A 19961-nucleotide genomic window follows, 5' to 3' on the forward strand; every position below is an offset into this window, starting at 1 on the left:
GAGCCGGCGAAGTTCTTTTTCGCATTTTCTCCGTTAAAGCGAGGGTAGCATACGGAAGAGGTGTTGGAGGCTGTGCGCGATTGTCGAAAGCTTGTTGTGTATGTGCGCGACCGCTGCATGCTCCGTTGATTTCATCGTTCACTCGAGCAAGCCCAACAAATTTCCCGGGCAATGAAGGAATAATTGTCGAAAAGGTTGCAACGTATTTTCAAAACGAATATGATAAGGGGTAGATTTTAGAAATGGAAAGCGAGGGTTGAGGTCGTAACGAGTACGATAAGCGCCAGAACTTTGCCGGAGCACGGGGAGTCGGGATAAGCGCGGAATCGCGAACGGAAAAGCGATTGCGGATGCGGAACCGGATAGACAGCCTGTTCGTGCGGGCCGGGAAGTTGACGAGGTGGGGGTGTTCGGATCATTCGGCGGGGACCCTCCGGCTTAGCATCGAAGCCGATAATCGGAAGACAAAACGCAGCGGGCGACCGGGCGTACAATATTCCGATAAGATGCTTGATAGATTCGATGAATGGGAAAGTCCGAGGCCGGAGACGGCCGCAGGCGGACGCAACCTTTAGTTTCATATGGCTTGTAACGTGCTTGCGGCTTTGTTTTGGCGACTCTCGGGCAAATGAGAAACCAAAACGGAGGCTAATTTAACTATGTGCGGAATCGTTGGATATATTGGTAATCGGGAATCGCAGCCTATCCTGCTGGAGGGCTTGAGCAAGCTGGAGTATCGCGGGTACGACTCGGCGGGAATCGCCGTCTTCACGGAGAACGGACTTGAAGTGACGAAGACGGTCGGACGGTTGGCGAACCTGGAAGGACGTCTGACGGGAGATCCGCTTCGCGGAACGGTCGGAATCGGGCATACGCGTTGGGCGACTCACGGCAAGCCGTCGGACGCCAACTCTCACCCGCATACGGACAACTCGCTTAAATTTTCCGTCGTGCACAACGGCATTATCGAGAACTACCTGGAGCTGAAGGAAGAGCTTATGCTTGCCGGCCATCGGTTCTTGTCCGAGACGGATACGGAAGTCATCTCGCATCTGATCTCGGTTGAGTATGAAGGCGATATCGTCAAAGCGGTGCAAAAAGCGGTGCGCAAAATGCGCGGAGCGTTCGCTTTGGGCGTATTGACCGAGCACGAGCCGGACCGGCTGGTCGCGGTACGGTATGCGAGCCCTCTCATCATCGGCGTCGGCGAAGGCGAGAAGTTCATCGCATCGGACATTCCGGCGATCCTTGAGCATACACGGGATATTTACATTCTTAACGACGGCGAGATGGCCGTGCTGACTCGCGACGGAGTGGAGCTTATGACCGTCGAGGGCAACCCTATCGCGAAAGAGATTTTTCGCGTGGATTGGGATTTGATGACCGCCGAGAAGGGCGGCTTCGATCACTTCATGCTGAAGGAAATTCACGAGCAGCCGAAGGCTTACCGCGATACGATGCGCGGACGGATTAGCGAGGACGGCAAGAACGTCGTGCTGCCGGAGCTGACGACGCTTACTCCGGAGACGCTTAAAGGCATTAATCGCGTGCATATCGTCGCTTGCGGAACGGCGATGCACGCAGGACTAGTGGGCAAAACCGTTATCGAGACGTTGGTTCGCATACCGGTGGAGACGGACGTCGCTTCGGAGTACCGCTATCGTTCGCCAATCATTACACCGGAAACGCTCGTAATCGTCGTGAGCCAGTCGGGCGAGACGGCCGATACGCTGGCGGCGCTGCGCGAAGCGCAACGCTGCGGGGCCAAAGTGCTCGCGATCACGAATGTGGTCGGAAGCTCCGTCGCTCGCGAAGCCGATGACGTCATCATCACGCTGGCCGGACCGGAAATCGCCGTTGCATCGACGAAGGCTTATACGTCCCAATTGATTGCTTTCTATTTGTTCGGACTTTATTGGGCGCAGACGACGGGCAGCCAGACGGCTGAGCAGATCGCGCACATTCTCGCTGCAATGGATTCGTTGCCGGAGCAGGTCGAGCGGATTCTGTCTCAAGCGGATACGATCAAGACGGTCGCCGAGGACATCTCCAAAAGCAGCAGCCTGTTCTTCATCGGCCGCGGTCTGGATTTCGCGGTCGCGCTGGAAGGGTCGCTGAAGCTGAAGGAAATTTCCTATATCCACTCCGAAGCGTACGCCGCAGGCGAGCTGAAGCACGGCACGCTGGCGCTCATCGAAGAAGGCGTACCGGTCATCGCGCTCCTTACGCAAGAGGATCTGTACGAGAAGACGCTTAGCAACATTAAAGAAACAAAAGCGCGCGGAGCCCACGTCCTCGCCATCGTCAACGAAGGCCACGAGGCAGAAGTCGCCAAATCGGTCGACCGCCAATTCGCGATTCCTCGCACGTTGCAGCTTCTGTCGCCGGCCCTGTCCGTCGTTCCTCTGCAACTGCTGTCGTACTATGCTTCGCTGGCTCTGGGGCACGACGTCGATAAGCCTCGGAACTTGGCTAAGAGCGTTACGGTGGAGTAGGGTTTGGTGGGGTGGTAATAAAGTTGTCAGAAGAAAATAAAGTATTAGGCTGAAAAATAAAGTGTTAGACTCGGAAAATAAAGTATTAGACTAAGAAAATAAAGTATTAGACTGACGAATTTGGCCATACTGCTGCTAGGAGCTCTTCTACTGTTTACAGAATCGACATCCAGAATAACATCATGACTCCAAACGGGGCTGCCTTCGGGTAGCCCTGTTTTCTTTGTGCGCGCGTGCCCAGCAAAGCATGCATCTTCTAGCCGGTGAAAGTCCGGTCGCGGGAGGGGCCAAGACCCCGCGTAGCTTGGATACTTACGGATGGCGAAATCTGTGCGTAAAAGCGTATCGACGAAAATTCTGTCAGAGACAGAATGAGCAACATACCAGGCCGTAACATGAAGTGAATCCTGCCGCGTCGTCAAAAAGGCCTTGCAAGAGGGAAAAGAGGAAGCCGAGTCTCGGCGTACTGGACGAAGGCCATGGAAGCTGCTTGGGACTTGGAGCGGCAGGGATCGGCATGGTATGAAAGAGGATGCAGTGAACTGGGGAGACCCTCCCCTGCACGGATGTTTTTTTCGTAACGAGATGCTCTATAAGCCCAAGGGTGAAGTGAGCCATCTGCAGGAAGGGAGTCCGAGGGGCCCATACTACTGAGGAACGTAGGACAACACAACCTGCGGGAGGGAAGGGGCCCTGCTTTGTTCAAGCTTTTCAAGGAGGTACGAGTGAGTGAATGCCTTAAGGCTAACGACACCAGCAGAAAAAGTTCAACAACTCCAAGAGAAGCTAGGTCATGCTGCCAAGATAAGCAAGAGCAGAAAATTCCATGCGCTGTATGACAAGGTGCATCGAAAGGATGTATTACAGGAAGCGTGGCGGAGGGTGCGGACAAATAAAGGGGGGCAGGCATCGACGGTGAGACCATGGCAGATATCGCGAAAATAGGTGAAGACCGATTCATAGCGGAATGCCAGGAGCGATTGCTGAGGAAGTCTTACCGGCCCCAACCCGTTCGTCGCCACTACATTCCGAAGAAAGACGGACGGAAACGCCCGCTAGGCATCCCGACGGTGAGAGACCGTGTCGTGCAAATGGCAACTAAACTCGTACTAGAGCCGATCTTCGAAGCGGACTTTCAGGAATGCTCTTTCGGGTTTCGTCCGAGGCGCGGGGCAAAACAAGCGATGGAGAGAATTCGCAAAGGCTGCAACCGCAAAGGCAATTGGGTGGTCGATGTCGACATCCAAGGCTACTTCGACAACATTAACCAAGAGAAGTTGATGAAGTTGGTGGAAATGCGAATCAGCGATAGACGCATGCTCAAACTGATTCGACAATGGCTCGAAGCAGGGGTGATGGAAAAAGGAACGATTAGACGTTCTGACCTGGGAACACCGCAGGGTGGGGTGATTTCGCCGCTTCTGGCGAACATTTACCTGAACTACTTCGACCGATTGTGGGAAAAGCATGGAAAAGAAGTCGGGGAACTAACGCGGTATGCTGATGACTTCGTCGTGGTATGCAAGACAAAGAAAGAAGCGATACACGCATTTAGGCTTATACAAGCCATAGTGACGCGACTTGAGCTGACTTTGCACTCGGAGAAGACGCGAATTGTGGGGCTATGGACGGGAGAAGAAGGATTTGATTTCCTCGGCATGCACCATCGGAAAACGAAAGCAGAAACGGGGCAGAACCGCGTGTACTACACGACCCAGCAATGGCTCTGCGCTAAAGCAGAGAACCACATTCGGGAAGTTGTAAAAGAACGACTCGCCCCGCCGAAGATGCGGCGGGTTTCGTTCCAAGAACACGTGGACTGGCTCAACCTGAGGATTCAGGGGTGGAAGAACTACTATGCGACACCGTACAGCTCAAAATGGATGGCCAAGTTAGATTGGTACATCCGGTCGAGGTTAACGAAGTGGTACGCAAAGAAACGCCAGCGCAGATACTGGCGCGGCTGGGGATATGATGTGAAGCAGTTAAGCCAAATGTATAGGTTAAAGACGCTTTTGTAAATCGCATGCGCATGAATGACGAACATCGGAAAGCCGTATGAGGGAAAACCTCACGTCAGACTGTCTAACAATTATTATAATCCTGCTTTTTTGGGCATGAAAATGGATGACCTTTGTCGAATCTTTGTATCTAGGGAGATGAGCGCTCATGTCATTCATTGAAAGTGAAAATAGATATCAAATTCAGTTATTGCCAAATACATTGGATGATTTTGTAGACGAAGAAAACCCTGTACGAGTTATTGATGCTTACGTCGATAGCTTAACCTTAGAAAAGTTGGGGTTTCAGGTGTATTCGGGCTCTAAAGCGGGGCAAAAACCTTACCGCCGGCAAGAGCTTCTGAAGCTCTATCTTTACTGTTATATGAACGGCATCCGTTCATCTCGTAAGATGGAAACCGAAACGAAAAGAAATATGGAACTGATGTGGTTAATTGGTAAGCTCCAGCCAGACCACGGCACTTTATCTGCTTTTATGAAGAGTAATCAAACGGCCATAAAAAAGCTGTTTAAAGAATTTACCTTAATGTTAAAAGGTTTTGGGTTAATTGATGGTCAACTTGTCGCAATTGATGGAACAAAATTAAAAGCGAACTGCTCTAAAAAGAAACACTTTAATGACAGCATTATCAGTAAGAAGCTAGAGCAAATTGATGAAAAAATAGATGCCTATTTGCGTGACTTTTTAACGGAGGACAATCGCCTCAAGAAGCAGGAAATTACGGAAAAGTTAGCGGTTTATCAAGAGAGAATGCACGAGCTGCAGGTAATGAAACATGAACTCAAGGAAATAGGTGAAAGTCAGCTTTGCGTTACCGATCCAGATGCCAAATCAATGAAAAACAACGGGAAGCATGAAGTTTGTTTCAATGTTCAAACTGCAGTGGACAGCAAATTTAAACTAATCGTGGACTGCGACACGGTCAATGATGTTAACGACCAAGGGCAGTTGTCTAATATGGGGCATAAAGCAAAGCAGGTTTTCCACGATCAAAAAACTACAATTGTGGCCGATACAGGCTATTATAATTACCTTGAAATTATCGATGTTGTCGATGAAAACACAGAACTCTTAATTAAGCCTCAAAAGGGAAAGCAAGACAAAGTGGCAAGTGGATTTGACAAAGCGAACTTTAAATATGATTCCATAAACGATAGATATATTTGCCCCTTGGGTTATGAATTACCGTTCAAATGGAATGGAAAACAAGATGGGAAAGAGTATAAGCGTTACACTTGCGAAGCCTTCGATTTTTGCGGCCAAAAGGGGCTTTCCAGTACATGTCTTTTTTCTGATCTAGCAGTAATACAGCAAACTCGTTGGTAAACATCTTTGACCGCGAGATATACAGCTTGAAATATATTGAAATGCGTACGTGTGTTTCTGGGAAGAGCGATGTCGATTCATCTATTAAATAAACTGGCGTTACGACACGTAATGACAAATTACTACATAATAAGCTATTTACAATAAGGTAGAATATGTATAAAGTGGGTAACGGAGGATTTCGGCAGGTGATTTCTAGGCATTACATATATTGATGAAACTAGGGCATAAGGAGGTGGTGCGATAAGGGCTTCATAAGTCAATATGAAATATAGATTTTAGTATTCAGCGTCAGACTCTACGTAAGAATTAGTTAAGACAATTGAGAGGAGATTTTCTAAAAATGAAAAAAATGGTTTCATTTATGTTGGTTTCCGCATTGCTGCTATCTTTTTCTGGAATGGTATTTGCAACGCAAGAGACTAAGAATAACGGGATTTTAACTTCTGATGTAGATTTGACCAAAGAAAGAACAGAAAAAAATAAGATCAAAATCAACAATATCAAAAAGGATCCAGATTTTGAGATTGTATATGATGATGGTCAGGGGAATGCTTCTTTCGTGCCATCTAACGCAGCACAAGGCAAAAGTGATAAACAAAGAATTAAAGCTAAATTAGAAAGTTTTTCGACGCAGTATTCATACTCGACTGTAAATAGTGGTTTGAAAAATTTGTCTTATAGTGATGGACAGGTAACTTCTCAGTTTTATTCCGATATTAACAATAGTAATGGGGAGCACTAACGGACGACATACTTACTGTGAGCGGTGAATCAGGCAGTTCTTGGAGTGGAGTAAGCCCATTCAAGGCGAACTCGATTGATCAAACTGACTCATTCTCGGTCACAAAAGTTGGTACGAGCATTACAATATCGTATCCGCCAGGTGTTGGATTCGCGGGTTCTGGTTCTACTGCTACCCTTGCTTACCCACAAATCACCAATAATTATCAATATGATCATGTATATAGCGGACTTCAGTTTAAAGCGTACTATATGACGAGTACGAGTCAAAGTGATTCCGCAACTTATCGTTTTGGTACGACAACAATAACACCAGTAAGTAACGGGAACAAAAGTATTCCTGCCCACTAATCTAGAAAATAAAATACTGGAGTGAGAGAGCAATTCTCCGCTCCAGTATTTGGCTGTTTTATACTTAATAATTTTAAAGGATGAGTTTATGACAAGAAGTAAATTAGTTAAATCTATATTGATAGTCTGTGTTATTATTGCGACACTTTGTGTAGGTATTGTGACACTAAATTCGAAAGATGATACTGCACAATCATTCACTCCGATCTATCAACTTGGAAATTTCGATAAGAGTTTAATTAGTCAAAGTGAAATTAGGAAATTGCTAAAAAAAACTTACTACTCTGGAAAAGATGTTTCCGGGTTTAGTTCTATTCCTCTTTATTCAGCTCCCAATCTGTATAACATGTATTGGGTTTTGTCGTTAAATAAAAAACTGGGTAATGATATTAGAGATTTTAAAGATTTGAAAGAATTACAAAAAATCAGCGGAGAATTTCCTTTAAGTAACCCTAATTACATAGAATTGGACAACTTAAGAATGATTACAGGGGTTTATAACTACTTAGGGAGCCCTGGAAATAATGAAACACAAATAAAAAAAATCATCTCAGAGCACTTTGATAACGAGAGTAACTTATACTTTTGGAAAAATAAAGATGAATCTATGGAAGATAAAATTTCTGCAACTAATGTTGTACTTTCTATATTGAACAATATGAATTCGTTGTCCACTGTCAAAGAAGTTTCCTCAGTTAAAGGACAACTTATCAAGTTATTTAACAATGACAACTATTTTACCAATGATGATATTAACAATACGATCATTAATAATGGTGGGCCCATTATCATTTCTTTGATGTTACTGGGGGTAACACCAGATGAGGATTCAATTAAGGCAGTTTATAAAAAAAGAATTGATTGGATTAATTATTGGAATAGCTTCGAAAGGAAGAATGATTTTTATTCCCTAATGGTGTTAAATCAACTTATTAAAATCAATACATTTTTTAAGTTGCAATTATCGGTTGAGAATTCATACGTAACTAGTTACTTTGGAGACAATGGTTCTTTTGAAGGAATGGGATACGAGAGTATCAATTCTACTGAGAAAGAATCATTAAATATAGAACCTCAATATGTTGATATGCTATTGAATATTTGTCAAAGTACTCATTTTGAATTTCCCTTTAAAAAGGAGCTATTGCAATATGTCAATGATTCAATTGAAGTCAGTTTCGTAAAAAATGGCGATGTCGATATAACAATGGATGATAACTATTACGGCCTAAAAATTGCTAACTCATTTGGATTTCCACACGATAAAGCCAAAGTATTACAGTTGCTAAATTCTTGGGTCATTAAGAATGTTGAAGAGGATAGTAATATTCATGACTCATATAAGTTACAACAAATATTATATGTATTATTAAGTTATAAAGAGTTAGAAGAGTCATTTCCAAGTACAGCGACTATTGAAAACAGTGTGGTTGATTACTTAAATAGGCTCGAATATAAAACTTATCCTGAATTAGTTGAGACGATTTCGGAGTACAAGACGGGTTTGGAGATATTGAGATTATTAGATTCTAAAATCCCCAAAACTACGAAACAAAAAATCAAAAGCATTTTAAGCGATGAGAAAGATAATAAACAACTCTTTGATAATATTATTGTTACGGATATAAGTGAAATAATAGGTCTTTTAAATGACAACAATCTCTCAAAACTACTGAACCAAAAGATTACGTCGAGTTTGGGAAATCTACGATTTAAGGGAGGTTACAAACAGAGAGTTGGTCCATTGGGGGAACCAGACGTATATTCGACAGCAAAAGCTTTGAAATCAAAAAAAGTTGAGATTTCTGAGAAAGATAAAATTGAAATTAATAGCTTTGTATTAACATTGAAATCCGATCATAATGAATTTAAACTGTCTCAAACTGGATCAACAGGTGATTTGAAAGCCATATTTGAATTGCTGCAAATTTCCTCATACTATTAGCACAACGAGTGTGTTGCGAAGTAAGCTGCGAAGATTGAAGCAATGCTAAGTAATTGGGCTATTGTTTGTGTGGGGAATTTCTTGTCTTATGGCCGATCTGAGTTGCAGAATCGGCCATAAGAAGATTTTTCACAACCCTTAATTTCACATAGAGTTGAGCGGTTTTCATCGCCGGGTTTAACTCTTGTGAGTTGACTTAATGTAGAAGTATTCTAGACCGCCATTAATGTAAAGCTTATGACAAAATTAAAAGGTGTTGTAAATGGTCTTGAATGGTAGATACATTATTTCAATAACAATAATAATGGTATCAATTATTTTTTTTCTAATTTCAATCAATGAAAGGAACCTTTTGAAACAAGAAAAAATAAAACAAATAACTGCACAAGGACTGAGCGTCAGGAAGTATTTAGGCTTGGAAGCTGATGGATTTAAGAAATTTCAAGGTGCAGGTGTAAATGTGGCTATTATTGATACTGGAATAGCCGTCCATGATGATATTAAGTCAAATAGAATATTAGAATTTAAGGATTTTGTTGCTGGAAAAAATGAACCCTATGATGATAACGGTCATGGGACTTTTATTGCTGGAATAATAGGTGCAGACGGTAAAGTAAAAGGAATTGCTCCTAAAGTTAATTTTGTAGTCATAAAGGCTATGGATAAAAGTGGAGACGTTGATAAAGACAGATTGATAATTGCGCTTGAATGGCTTGTCGAGAATCAGAAGAAATATAATATCAAAGTTGTCAATTTATCATTAGGAGGTAGTCCATTTATAAAGAATAATGATGATCTTTTATTGAAAAAAGTACATGAGTTAGATCAAGCAGGAGTAATTATTGTTACTTCAGCAGGCAATATTTCTTCAAGGTATAATACTATCTTATCACCTGGAACTAGTTCAGACGTCGTTACTGTGGGCGGTGTTAAAAACAATAGAACTTATTCCATTCAAGATGATAAATTAGCAAGCTTTTCTCCAGAAGGATATCGTCAAAATGGTATTATTAAGCCTGATATCGTTACGCTAGGAGTAGATATTTTATCACTTGATTACAAAAGAACAAATTCTTATATTACGCATTCTGGAACATCTGTTTCAACTGCAATAGTAAGTGGTGCGGCGGCTATTATGTTTGAGAAGTATTCTGTTTCCTCTTCATCAATAAAGAAGATTATTATAAATAATGCAATTAAGCTAAAGAATGAATCAGAACTTAAGCAAGGGAACGGAGAGTTACACTTTTAAAAAATATGATTAGTTGGTCATTATTCATTTTTCGTTAGGGGAAATGTTGCATGTAGGTTTATACCTTTTTACATGGTGAGATCTGGTGGTTTTAGACTTTCTTTTTTGCATTTTTCCCATGAGTTGAGGAAAATCCCAATAACATCAACAGTGTTGGTTCTAAACATTTTATTACTTAACAGATGGCCATTGCTCTAAATGGCAGAGTAGATAATTTTCGAACATGGAAGTTTTATTCTCGGTTCGAAAAGAGTTGTTAAGATCAAACACAACCTGCCCGTATATGATAATACGCTGAACAGGAAGCTCATACCTGACGCTCCCAATCAGGCGTGGGTTACTGATATTACTTACTGCCCGATCGTCCGACATGACGAAGAAATACGACAGATACAATTTATTGTCGAAAAAATCAGGTGTCCACTGAAAATATAGTAATAGACTGGGAAAATAAAGTTGTAGACTGGTAGCGGCATTAAGCTTATTGGCAGAATAGTGAAATGTACTTAGTATTTGAGTAAAATAATAATATTACCGAAAATGGAGGGCTTTAATGACAATAGGATCACAAAACAGAAAATTGTGGGACGAATACATTATTTCCCCCCTCGGGATAATCGATGGTTGAAAATCTAAGAACGAGTGAGACGACAGGAGAAAACATTACCTTATTAGTGGGAGGTATCCGATTATTAAAAGAAAGATTTTTATAGGCTTTATGGTTGTTATTCTCGCGGCGTCCCTCTTTCCTCGGCAAATTAGTTTTGGCAAGGAAAACGGCAATTTTAAGGTCATGGGGTACTTTACCGAATCTTCCTATTTGAATGATCCAATCGATGAAGCTGTTCAATTTGACGGACTGACTCACCTGATATACGGGTTTTTGAAGCCCGCTTCGGACGGCTCTCTCTATCCGATCGGCCAGCCCGAAAGATTAAAGGAACTGGTTGATAAAAGTCATGCGCATGGAGTGAATGTTGTCATCGCCGTCGGAGGGGTGTTCTACGGGAAAGAACCGCTGTCAGGCCATTTTGAAGCTCTTGCCGGCAATGACGAAGCTATTCAGCGGTTTGTCCGGGAAGTGTGGGCTTTCGTCGAGACATACAAGCTGGATGGCGTGGAGATCGACTGGGAATACCCCGACGCCGAAGCTTCCGCGAAGTATGAACGTCTCCTATTGGCGCTGAAAGAGGTTCTGTCCCCCATGGGCAAAACCTTGAGCGCGGCCGTGGCGGCAGCCGGCTCGGTTAATACGAAAGCCGAATCGGTACAGTCCGTGACGGATAAAGCCCTTGAGAGCTTGAACTGGATAAATATTATGGCTTACGATTTGGCGGGAGGGCAGCACAGTCCCTATTGGTTAGCGGATGTATCCATTCAGTACTGGAAGAAAAGGGGAGCGCCCGAGGACCGTATCGTTGTTGGCATACCCTTGTATGCCAGACCAAGCTGGAAGCAATACAGGAATTTGGTGGCTTTGGATAAAGCAAATGCGTATCTCGATTTTGTTCCCGGCGATAAATTGGACTCCTACTACAACGGTCTCAACACCATCCGCCAGAAAACCAGGCTTGCTTTGAATAAAGGCGGCGGCATTATGTTTTTCGACATACAGGAGGACACCCGGGATGAAACCAGCGGGTTGAAAGCTGTATTGGATATGATACAAAGGTACGAACAATATAATCTCGACGATTATTTTATTGTGGTGGACAATCGCGAGTTGTTGTACGCACCGGAAGAGAAATTGGGAATGCCTTATAAGGACGGTCAGAATCGCATTCAAATCCCGGTAAGGAAAGCGCTGGAAGCCATTGGAGCAGAGATCGATTACGATCATGCCTCTCGTACGGTCACTGCAATTCGTGAAGATACAACAGTTAAGATCCATATCGGTAGTGAAGTACTGGAAGTAAACGGTAATAAAGTGACCATGGACACCAAAGCCGCGGTACAAGACGGGCGTACCTACTTGCCCTTGCGCTGGGTATATGAAAGCTTCGGCTACAAGGTGATTTGGTCCGAAAGCAGCAAAACCGTTGTGGCGAGTAAAAACTAGTGGAAGCAGCAAAGTAACGGGGACGTTAGTTCAATTAAACAGCGGCAGTCTAAGACTTTATTTTTCAAGGTCTAGTCCGTCGCTGTTTATTTTTTATGGTCAGTCTAATACTTATTTTTAGAAGTCTGACGATTTGAAGTGTTGATGACATTTGATCGACTTCAGGGCAGCCCTCTTTTTGGAATCAAGGTATTCGTCATATAATTCCCTTACAATTGTCTGCTGCTATCTGCACTGCGCTTCCATCGAGGGTGGTTATTTGCTATCGTAGGAGAAGGAATGTTGGGGTCGGAAGAGGAGTGTTCGGTTTGGAGAAGAACAAATTTCAATTAAAAAGAGAAGCTACGTATCAGCAGATGCTCCAAGCGGCCTTGTTGTGTTTCTCCGAAAAAGGATACACATCAACGACGTTAGGAGATATCGTGGCGCGCACCGGACATACGAAAGGAGCGTTCTACGGTCATTTTAAGAGCAAGGAAGAGCTGTTTTTCCACGTGCTGGATTACCAGAATCAACAGACGCAAGGGTGGACAGACGTACCTAAACACTACAGCCCGGCGGATACGACATTGGAAGAGGTTATCAGGCTCACCGTGGTGAGTCTTGCAGAGAAGCTGCAAGGGGTCAATAACTGGATCGTCGTACTGCTCGACTTCTATCTGCAGACGAAACATCATCCCGAATATCATGAGAGGCTGAAGGCGAAATACGGATTATGGATATCCGAGATTTCTACTCTTGTGAGGGTATTGCAAGAGCAAGGCTGGGTCTCTCCAGACAAAGATATCCGTCTAACCGCGATGCAAGTGATTGCGTTAAATGAAGGTTATACGATATTCTCCGTTCTGTTCGGAGGCGTGAACGATCAAGCGTTGATCCAAGGCTTGGTCCGATTGCTGTCGTAGTACGTTAGAAAAGACCGATTAAGGTGTGGCCGTGCGCGCCTCTCCTTTCTACATGACTTCATTGACCGTAGCAGAGCACTGTTTTAATATATACTTACTGTATAGTATTTAATTTTTTTGGCGATTCCCCTGAATCTTTTAAGATTTCATTAAGAGTGTTACACGGGTGCTGATAAGTATAATTTTTGGTAGGAATGAGCAATCCGGGGAGAAAGTATGGTGGTTGCAAGAAATGGTAACAGCACGCGGACGAGTGTTAAGTTAACGATGAGCCGTCTGTTGCTTAGATAAGAAATATATAAACATCACACTCTGGAGGTAACCATGCAATGAAAAAAATAAGGAAACGAATTAGCAGCCTGCTGCTCTCGGTGTGTATGGTGCTGCCCATGCTGCCCGTGCTGCCAACAATGGCGTTTGCCGCGGGTGAAGAGTTTTCTCTCCCAACGGGACAAACCTACTATTTTGACTTATCCGGCGAAGCGGATCATATCGGTACAATCAACACTGCTGTGCCCGATGCGACCCTGCATTATGTGCCGTTCACCTATGTGGGAACAATCAACGCGTATAGTCTCGACAGTTCGAGCAGCGACCATTCAAGCGCGTCGGAGACTGCCACTGCAAGCAATCGCAACCTTTTTGTGGCGGATTATGCCCTGAGTCATTCCGTCTCGTGGAATACATTAAATGGGAACGGCCTCATCTACGGCAAAACCTATGACACCAACTACACATTGCGATCCCTGAGTATGGGGAATATCACAGGGGCTGTTGGCTCACCGACAACCAATGAATGGGATCGAATTCTAGACAAAGATGCTTCCTTGATCAAAAACTGGTCCATACGCTCTTTCGGACAGGATACGAATACGATGAATTGGTCGGCACGCGTTGCGAGAGGAGGCTCGGGTGGTGTGCGCTATGCGCTAGGCATCCAGGTGAATACCATCAATGCCGGATACGGCTTCCGGCCCGCTCTTGAAGTGCTGAATGCTGGTACGTTAGGTGCTAATGGGTTAACTGCCGTTACCCTTCATCTGGGTGGCGGTAGTTTCGACAGCAAACCCAGTATTCAAGTCGTCAGCGCTGGCGGTCATTTCACCGCGCCTAGCGGCACGGGCCTAACCCCGCCAACGGGTAAGATATTGGACGAGTGGAACACAGCGGCGGATGGCAGCGGCACTAGCTATGAAGCAGGGGCAAGTGTGCCAAACACGGTAACAACGCTATATGCCCGATGGGGGACAACGCCCGGAGGCACCTATTATTTCGATCTGTCCAGCGAAGCAGGGGATATCGGTACTGTGAATGCGGCTGTGCCCGATCCTACTCTGCACTATGTACCGTTCACTTACGCGGGCAAAATCAATGCGTATAGTCTTGACAGTACTAGCAGCGGGATAATGAATTCATCTGTAGCTGCGGTTGCAAGCAATCGGAGCCTCTTTGTAGCGGATTATGTCGTGAGCCATAGCGTTTCGTGGAGTACGCTGCACACGAACGGCCTCATCTTTGGCAAAACCTTCGATACCAACTATACACTGCGATCTCTAAGCGGGGGGAGTGATAATAGCAGCGGTATCACACCCACTGCCAATGAATGGGATCAAATTTTAGGTAAAAATGCTGCTTGGATAAAAGGCCAGTCTATCTATTCATGGACGCAGGATACCTTCGCCTATAGTGGAACGGCCCGCATTGTACGTGGTCCCTCGTTTTCCCCCGCTCTCGGAACAACTGAAAATACGAACATAGGCTGGCGGCCCGCCCTAGAAGTTCGGAATGCCGGCACGCTGTGGCCTAATGGAGTAAAGGATGTCACCCTGGATCTTGGCGACGGAAGTGTGAATGGAGAAAATCGTATTCACATCGTCAGCGCTGGAGATCACTTCACCGCGCCTAGCGGTACGGGGTTGACTCCACCGGCCGATATGACATTTGACAAGTGGCAAAAAACAGGAGACGCAAGCACAACCTATATCGCTGGGCAAACAGTCGCCTATACGGACGGGCTGGGGCTGACTGCGCTATGGGAATATATCACGGCACCTGAAGCCACGCCGACGATCGCGATCGACTATGCCGATGAACAGCTTACAGGTTTTATGGGAAGCGGGAGCTATACCATCGATGGCACACCGATAGCCCCTGTTAGCGGCAAACTGGATGTTGCAGGCTACATCGGAACGGCGATTGCCATCGTGAAGAAGGGGAACGGGACGACGACCGTCGATAGCGAAGCCCAAGACCTTGTCGTTCCTGCAAGACCGGCAACTCCGACTTCGGTTGGTGTGAATCCGACGACAATCAGCGGCACAGGTAAAATAACAGGGGCCACCGCTGCATTGGAGTACAAAGCTTCAGCAGGTGCCTGGACGGACGTAACGGGTACCGAAATCGATGGTCTAGCGGCAGGTACTTACTATATTCGTGTCAAAGCAACGGCAACAAGCTTCCAGAGCGCGGAGCAGACCATTACGATCACGGCACTGACACCGGGAGCGGAAGCCATGCCGACGATCGAGATCGACTACGCCGATGAACAGTTGACAGGCTTTATGGGAAGCGGGAGCTATACCATCGATGGCACACCGGTAGCCCCTGTTAGCGGCAAGCTGGATGTTGCGAGCTACTTGGGAACGACGATTGCCATCGTGAAGAAGGGGAACGGGACGACGACCGTCGATAGCGAAGCCCAAGACCTTGTTGTTCCTGCAAGACCGGCAACTCCGACTTCGGTTGGTGTGAATCCGACGATAATCGGCGGCACAGGTAAAATAACAGGGGTCACCGTTACAATGGAGTACAAAGCTTCAGCAGGTGTCTGGACGGACGTAACGGGTACCGAAATCGATGGTCTAGCGGCAGGTACTTACTATGTTCGTGTCAAAGCAACGGCAACAAGCTTCCAGAGCGCGGAGCAGACCATTACGATCACGGCACTGACACCGGGAGCGGAAGCCACGCCGACGATCGCGATCGACTATGCCGATGAACAGCTTACAGGTTTTATGGGAAGCGGGAGCTATACCATCGATGGCACACCGATAGCCCCTGTTAGCGGCAAACTGGATGTTGCAGGCTACATCGGAACGGCGATTGCCATCGTGAAGAAGGGGAACGGGACGACGACCGTCGATAGCGAAGCCCAAGACCTTGTCGTTCCTGCAAGACCGGCAACTCCGACTTCGGTTGGTGTGAATCCGACGACAATCAGCGGCACAGGTAAAATAACAGGGGCCACCGCTGCATTGGAGTACAAAGCTTCAGCAGGTGCCTGGACGGACGTAACGGGTACCGAAATCGATGGTCTAGCGGCAGGTACTTACTATATTCGTGTCAAAGCAACGGCAACAAGCTTCCAGAGCGCGGAGCAGACCATTACGATCACGGCACTGACACCGGGAGCGGAAGCCATGCCGACGATCGAGATCGACTACGCCGATGAACAGTTGACAGGCTTTATGGGAAGCGGGAGCTATACCATCGATGGCACACCGGTAGCCCCTGTTAGCGGCAAGCTGGATGTTGCGAGCTACTTGGGAACGACGATTGCCATCGTGAAGAAGGGGAACGGGACGACGACCGTCGATAGCGAAGCCCAAGACCTTGTTGTTCCTGCAAGACCGGCAACTCCGACTTCGGTTGGTGTGAATCCGACGATAATCGGCGGCACAGGTAAAATAACAGGGGTCACCGTTACAATGGAGTACAAAGCTTCAGCAGGTGTCTGGACGGACGTAACGGGTACCGAAATCGATGGTCTAGCGGCAGGTACTTACTATGTTCGTGTCAAAGCAACGGCAACAAGCTTCCAGAGCGCGGAGCAGACCATTACGATCACGGCACTGACACCGGGAGCGGAAGCCACGCCGACGATCGCGATCGACTATGCCGATGAACAGCTTACAGGTTTTATGGGAAGCGGGAGCTATACCATCGATGGCACACCGATAGCCCCTGTTAGCGGCAAACTGGATGTTGCAGGCTACATCGGAACGGCGATTGCCATCGTGAAGAAGGGGAACGGGACGACGACCGTCGATAGCGAAGCCCAAGACCTTGTCGTTCCTGCAAGACCGGCAACTCCGACTTCGGTTGGTGTGAATCCGACGACAATCAGCGGCACAGGTAAAATAACAGGGGCCACCGCTGCATTGGAGTACAAAGCTTCAGCAGGTGCCTGGACGGACGTAACGGGTACCGAAATCGATGGTCTAGCGGCAGGTACTTACTATATTCGCGTCAAAGCAACGGCAACAAGCTTCCAGAGCGCGGAGCAGACCATTACGATCACGGCACTGACACCGGGAGCGGAAGCCATGCCGACGATCGAGATCAACTACGCCGATGAACAGTTGACAGGCTTTATGGGAAGCGGGAGCTATACCATCGATGGCACACCGGTAGCCCCTGTTAGCGGCAAGCTGGATGTTGCGAGCTACTTGGGAACGACGATTGCCATCGTGAAGAAGGGGAACGGGACGACGACCGTCGATAGCGAAGCCCAAGACCTTTTCGTTCCTGCAAGACCGGCAACTCCGACTTCGGTTGGTGTGAATCCGACGATAATCGGCGGCACAGGTAAAATAACAGGGGTCACCGTTACAATGGAGTACAAAGCTTCAGCAGGTGCCTGGACGGACGTAACGGGTACCGAAATCGATGGTCTAGCGGCAGGTACTTACTATATTCGCGTCAAAGCAACGGCAACAAGCTTCAGAAGCGTTGAACAGATCGTTACGCTAACTGATCCTGCACCGGTTACCCACTACACCGTGACCGTAATCAATGGCGGCACCGGTGCTAGCGGCAGCGGGGATTATGCAAGCGGCGATACGGTCTCGATACAAGCAGGAACTCGCAGAGGCTACAGCTTTAATGGCTGGACTTCGTCGGACGGCGTGACCTTCGCGGACGCCAGCGGCGTGGCTACCACTTTTGCCATGCTTGCCCATAACGTGACCGTCACGGCCACTTGGAGCGGGAACGGGGGCAGCGGAGGAGGCTCATCGTCAACCGCGCCAAGTATGTCGATCACGATCGACAAAAAGCCAAGTCAACCGACGAGTGCAACCACGAGCCTGAATGCAACCGTCGATGAGAATGGCAATGCTTCGGTCACCCTCACAGAGTCGCAAGTAAAGGCATTGATCGATGCGGCGAAAGAGGATGCTCAGAACAAAGGAAATACAGTTGACGGCATCGGCATTGCCTGCAACATCCAGTTCGGTGCAGCAGGGATCAGCTTCAGCGTGAAGCTGGAGGAAGGAGCCCTCGCCCTGCTGGAAAAGGAAGGTGTGAAACGCTTTGCCGTGAACACCTCGCTAGTCAGCTCTACCTTTGACCAAACAGCCATTCAGGAAATGAAGTCTCAGGCATCGGGCGACGTCACGATCACAGCCAGTCCTGTCACCAAGCTGTCTGATGCGGCAAGGGTACTGATCGGCAGCCGTCCGGTGTATGAGATCACCGTCAGCTATCAGAAGAATGGCAAGACCGAATATGTGACCAACTTTGGAAAAGGAACGGTCACACTAGGCTTTTCTTACAAGGTTGACTTGGGTGAAAAAAAGACAGTCAATCTCTATGCCGTGTATGTGAACAAAGATGGTAAGCCACAGATCTTGATCCGTTCCCGCTATGACAATGGCAAGCTGGCGTTCAGCAGGAACAGCCTATCTATCTACGGAGTGGGCTATCTGGAACCGGCTCGGGCGTATAGCGATACGGCGAAGCATTGGGCGAAGGAGAACATTGATTTTGTTGTCAGCCGCGGGCTAATCGCAGGCACAAGTACGGAAACCTTTTCTCCCAACACGGCGATCACCCGCGGGGACTTCCTGATGGCGCTAGGCAAACTTTCCGGCGTGGACATGAGCGGCTACAAGCAAAGCAGCTTCACCGATGTTTCAAGTACAAACCCTGCTATGCCCTACATCGAATGGGCGGTGCAGAACAAGATCGTGCAGGGCGTGGGAAATAACCGGTTCAGCCCCGACAGCCCGATTACCCGTGAACAGATGGCGGTTATGATGGCGGGTTTCACCAAAGTCATCGGCTATAAGCTGCCCGTGTCCCGACAGACCATCACCTTTGCAGATGGAGCGAAAATCAGCTCATGGGCAAAAGAAGCGGTAAAAGCTATCCAGCAAACCGGCGTTGTGGAAGGCAAAGATAACAATCGTTTTGATCCCGCCGGAAACGCAACTCGTGCAGAGGCTTCAACAATCCTGCGCCGGTTCGTGGAGTTTGTCATTGACGAGGGGACACCGCCGCTGGAAATTTAGGGGTCCCAGACTTTCTTTTTTGGAGAGTTATCTCACTTGCCACGGTAACCCGAGAGATGGACACTTTGAATAAAGTGTTCTCTCTCGGGTTCTTTGTGTTAATAATCGAATTTATCTACAGAGAAAGAAGCAGATCCTAATGCGCAACGTGTTTCAGAGACGAACATAACGTTCACTTCCTGAAAAGGTTTGCTGCGAGCGGCCCTCATTTTATTTAGATTCTATAGACGATGTTATATCTTTTAAGATTTCATTAAGAGTTTCAAAAAACGGCGAATGGTATACTTCAAGCGCTAGGTGCCGGATAGAAGAAGAGGTCATCACTCAGGGGACACCCCGATAGGCTTTCAATTATTTATTGCCCGGACGTAATGGGAGAAGCAAGATAACATTTAATTGATCGGAGGTTATTCCTTGAGCAGAAAACGTAGTAACGCCATCTCTACAACGAATGCACCCTTCATTGGAGCCAAGCCGTCGCACAAGCCGACAATCGGCTCGCATCGCGTAAGATTACCGATCGGCGGGCACCGTACGCAACAGATACTAGAGATGCAGAGTGTGGTCGG

General features: G+C 46.8%; 9 protein-coding genes. All 9 read left to right on the forward strand.

Going from position 1 to position 19961, the window contains the following annotated elements:
• The first annotated feature begins 659 nt into the window (after positions 1-659).
• The 9 genes from glmS (at position 660) to D3H35_RS02740 (ending at position 19392) form a co-directional block, all read left to right on the forward strand.
• A complete protein-coding gene (gene glmS / locus D3H35_RS02700; protein ID WP_119147657.1) occupies positions 660-2495 on the forward strand; it encodes a glutamine--fructose-6-phosphate transaminase (isomerizing) in 1836 nt (611 codons plus the stop codon).
• A gap of 923 nt (positions 2496-3418) precedes the next feature.
• Positions 3419-4516, forward strand: coding sequence for a group II intron reverse transcriptase/maturase (ltrA, locus tag D3H35_RS02705; protein ID WP_233567716.1), 1098 nt, complete (start codon positions 3419-3421; stop codon positions 4514-4516).
• Positions 4517-4664: 148 nt separating this feature from the next.
• The gene (locus tag D3H35_RS02710; RefSeq protein ID WP_119147658.1) at positions 4665-5843 is read left to right on the forward strand and encodes an IS1182 family transposase; all 1179 of its coding nucleotides are present in this window, start codon (positions 4665-4667) and stop codon (positions 5841-5843) included.
• 343 nt (positions 5844-6186) lie between these two features.
• Positions 6187-6588: a hypothetical protein gene (locus D3H35_RS02715; RefSeq protein ID WP_119147659.1), complete on the forward strand. Its 402-nt coding sequence runs from the start codon at positions 6187-6189 to the stop codon at positions 6586-6588.
• Positions 6589-7026: 438 nt separating this feature from the next.
• A complete protein-coding gene (locus tag D3H35_RS02720; RefSeq protein ID WP_119147660.1) occupies positions 7027-8883 on the forward strand; it encodes a hypothetical protein in 1857 nt (618 codons plus the stop codon).
• A gap of 352 nt (positions 8884-9235) precedes the next feature.
• Positions 9236-10135: a S8 family serine peptidase gene (locus D3H35_RS02725; protein ID WP_158593909.1), complete on the forward strand. Its 900-nt coding sequence runs from the start codon at positions 9236-9238 to the stop codon at positions 10133-10135.
• Between the two features lie 718 nt (positions 10136-10853).
• Entirely contained in the window at positions 10854-12194 is a 1341-nt protein-coding gene (locus D3H35_RS02730) for a glycosyl hydrolase family 18 protein (RefSeq protein WP_119147662.1), read from the forward strand.
• 308 nt (positions 12195-12502) lie between these two features.
• Positions 12503-13099 carry a TetR/AcrR family transcriptional regulator gene (locus D3H35_RS02735; RefSeq protein ID WP_119147663.1) on the forward strand — a complete coding sequence of 199 codons (597 nt, stop codon included), beginning with the start codon at positions 12503-12505 and terminating at the stop codon, positions 13097-13099.
• A gap of 329 nt (positions 13100-13428) precedes the next feature.
• A complete protein-coding gene (locus D3H35_RS02740) occupies positions 13429-19392 on the forward strand; it encodes an S-layer homology domain-containing protein (protein WP_119147664.1) in 5964 nt (1987 codons plus the stop codon).
• The last annotated feature ends 569 nt before the right edge of the window (positions 19393-19961 follow it).

The organism is Cohnella faecalis, from assembly GCF_003570905.1.
GTDB lineage: Bacteria > Bacillota > Bacilli > Paenibacillales > Paenibacillaceae > Cohnella > Cohnella faecalis.

What these genes read in the sequence shown, in the direction of transcription:
- D3H35_RS02730 (WP_119147662.1), top strand. Translation starts at nt 10,854, where the DNA reads ATGGTTGTTATTCTCGCGGCGTCCCTCTTTCCTCGGCAAATTAGTTTT.
- glmS (WP_119147657.1), top strand. Translation starts at nt 660, where the DNA reads ATGTGCGGAATCGTTGGATATATTGGTAATCGGGAATCGCAGCCTATC.
- D3H35_RS02715 (WP_119147659.1), top strand. Translation starts at nt 6,187, where the DNA reads ATGAAAAAAATGGTTTCATTTATGTTGGTTTCCGCATTGCTGCTATCT.
- D3H35_RS02710 (WP_119147658.1), top strand. Translation starts at nt 4,665, where the DNA reads ATGTCATTCATTGAAAGTGAAAATAGATATCAAATTCAGTTATTGCCA.
- ltrA (WP_233567716.1), top strand. Translation starts at nt 3,419, where the DNA reads ATGGCAGATATCGCGAAAATAGGTGAAGACCGATTCATAGCGGAATGC.
- D3H35_RS02740 (WP_119147664.1), top strand. Translation starts at nt 13,429, where the DNA reads ATGAAAAAAATAAGGAAACGAATTAGCAGCCTGCTGCTCTCGGTGTGT.
- D3H35_RS02720 (WP_119147660.1), top strand. Translation starts at nt 7,027, where the DNA reads ATGACAAGAAGTAAATTAGTTAAATCTATATTGATAGTCTGTGTTATT.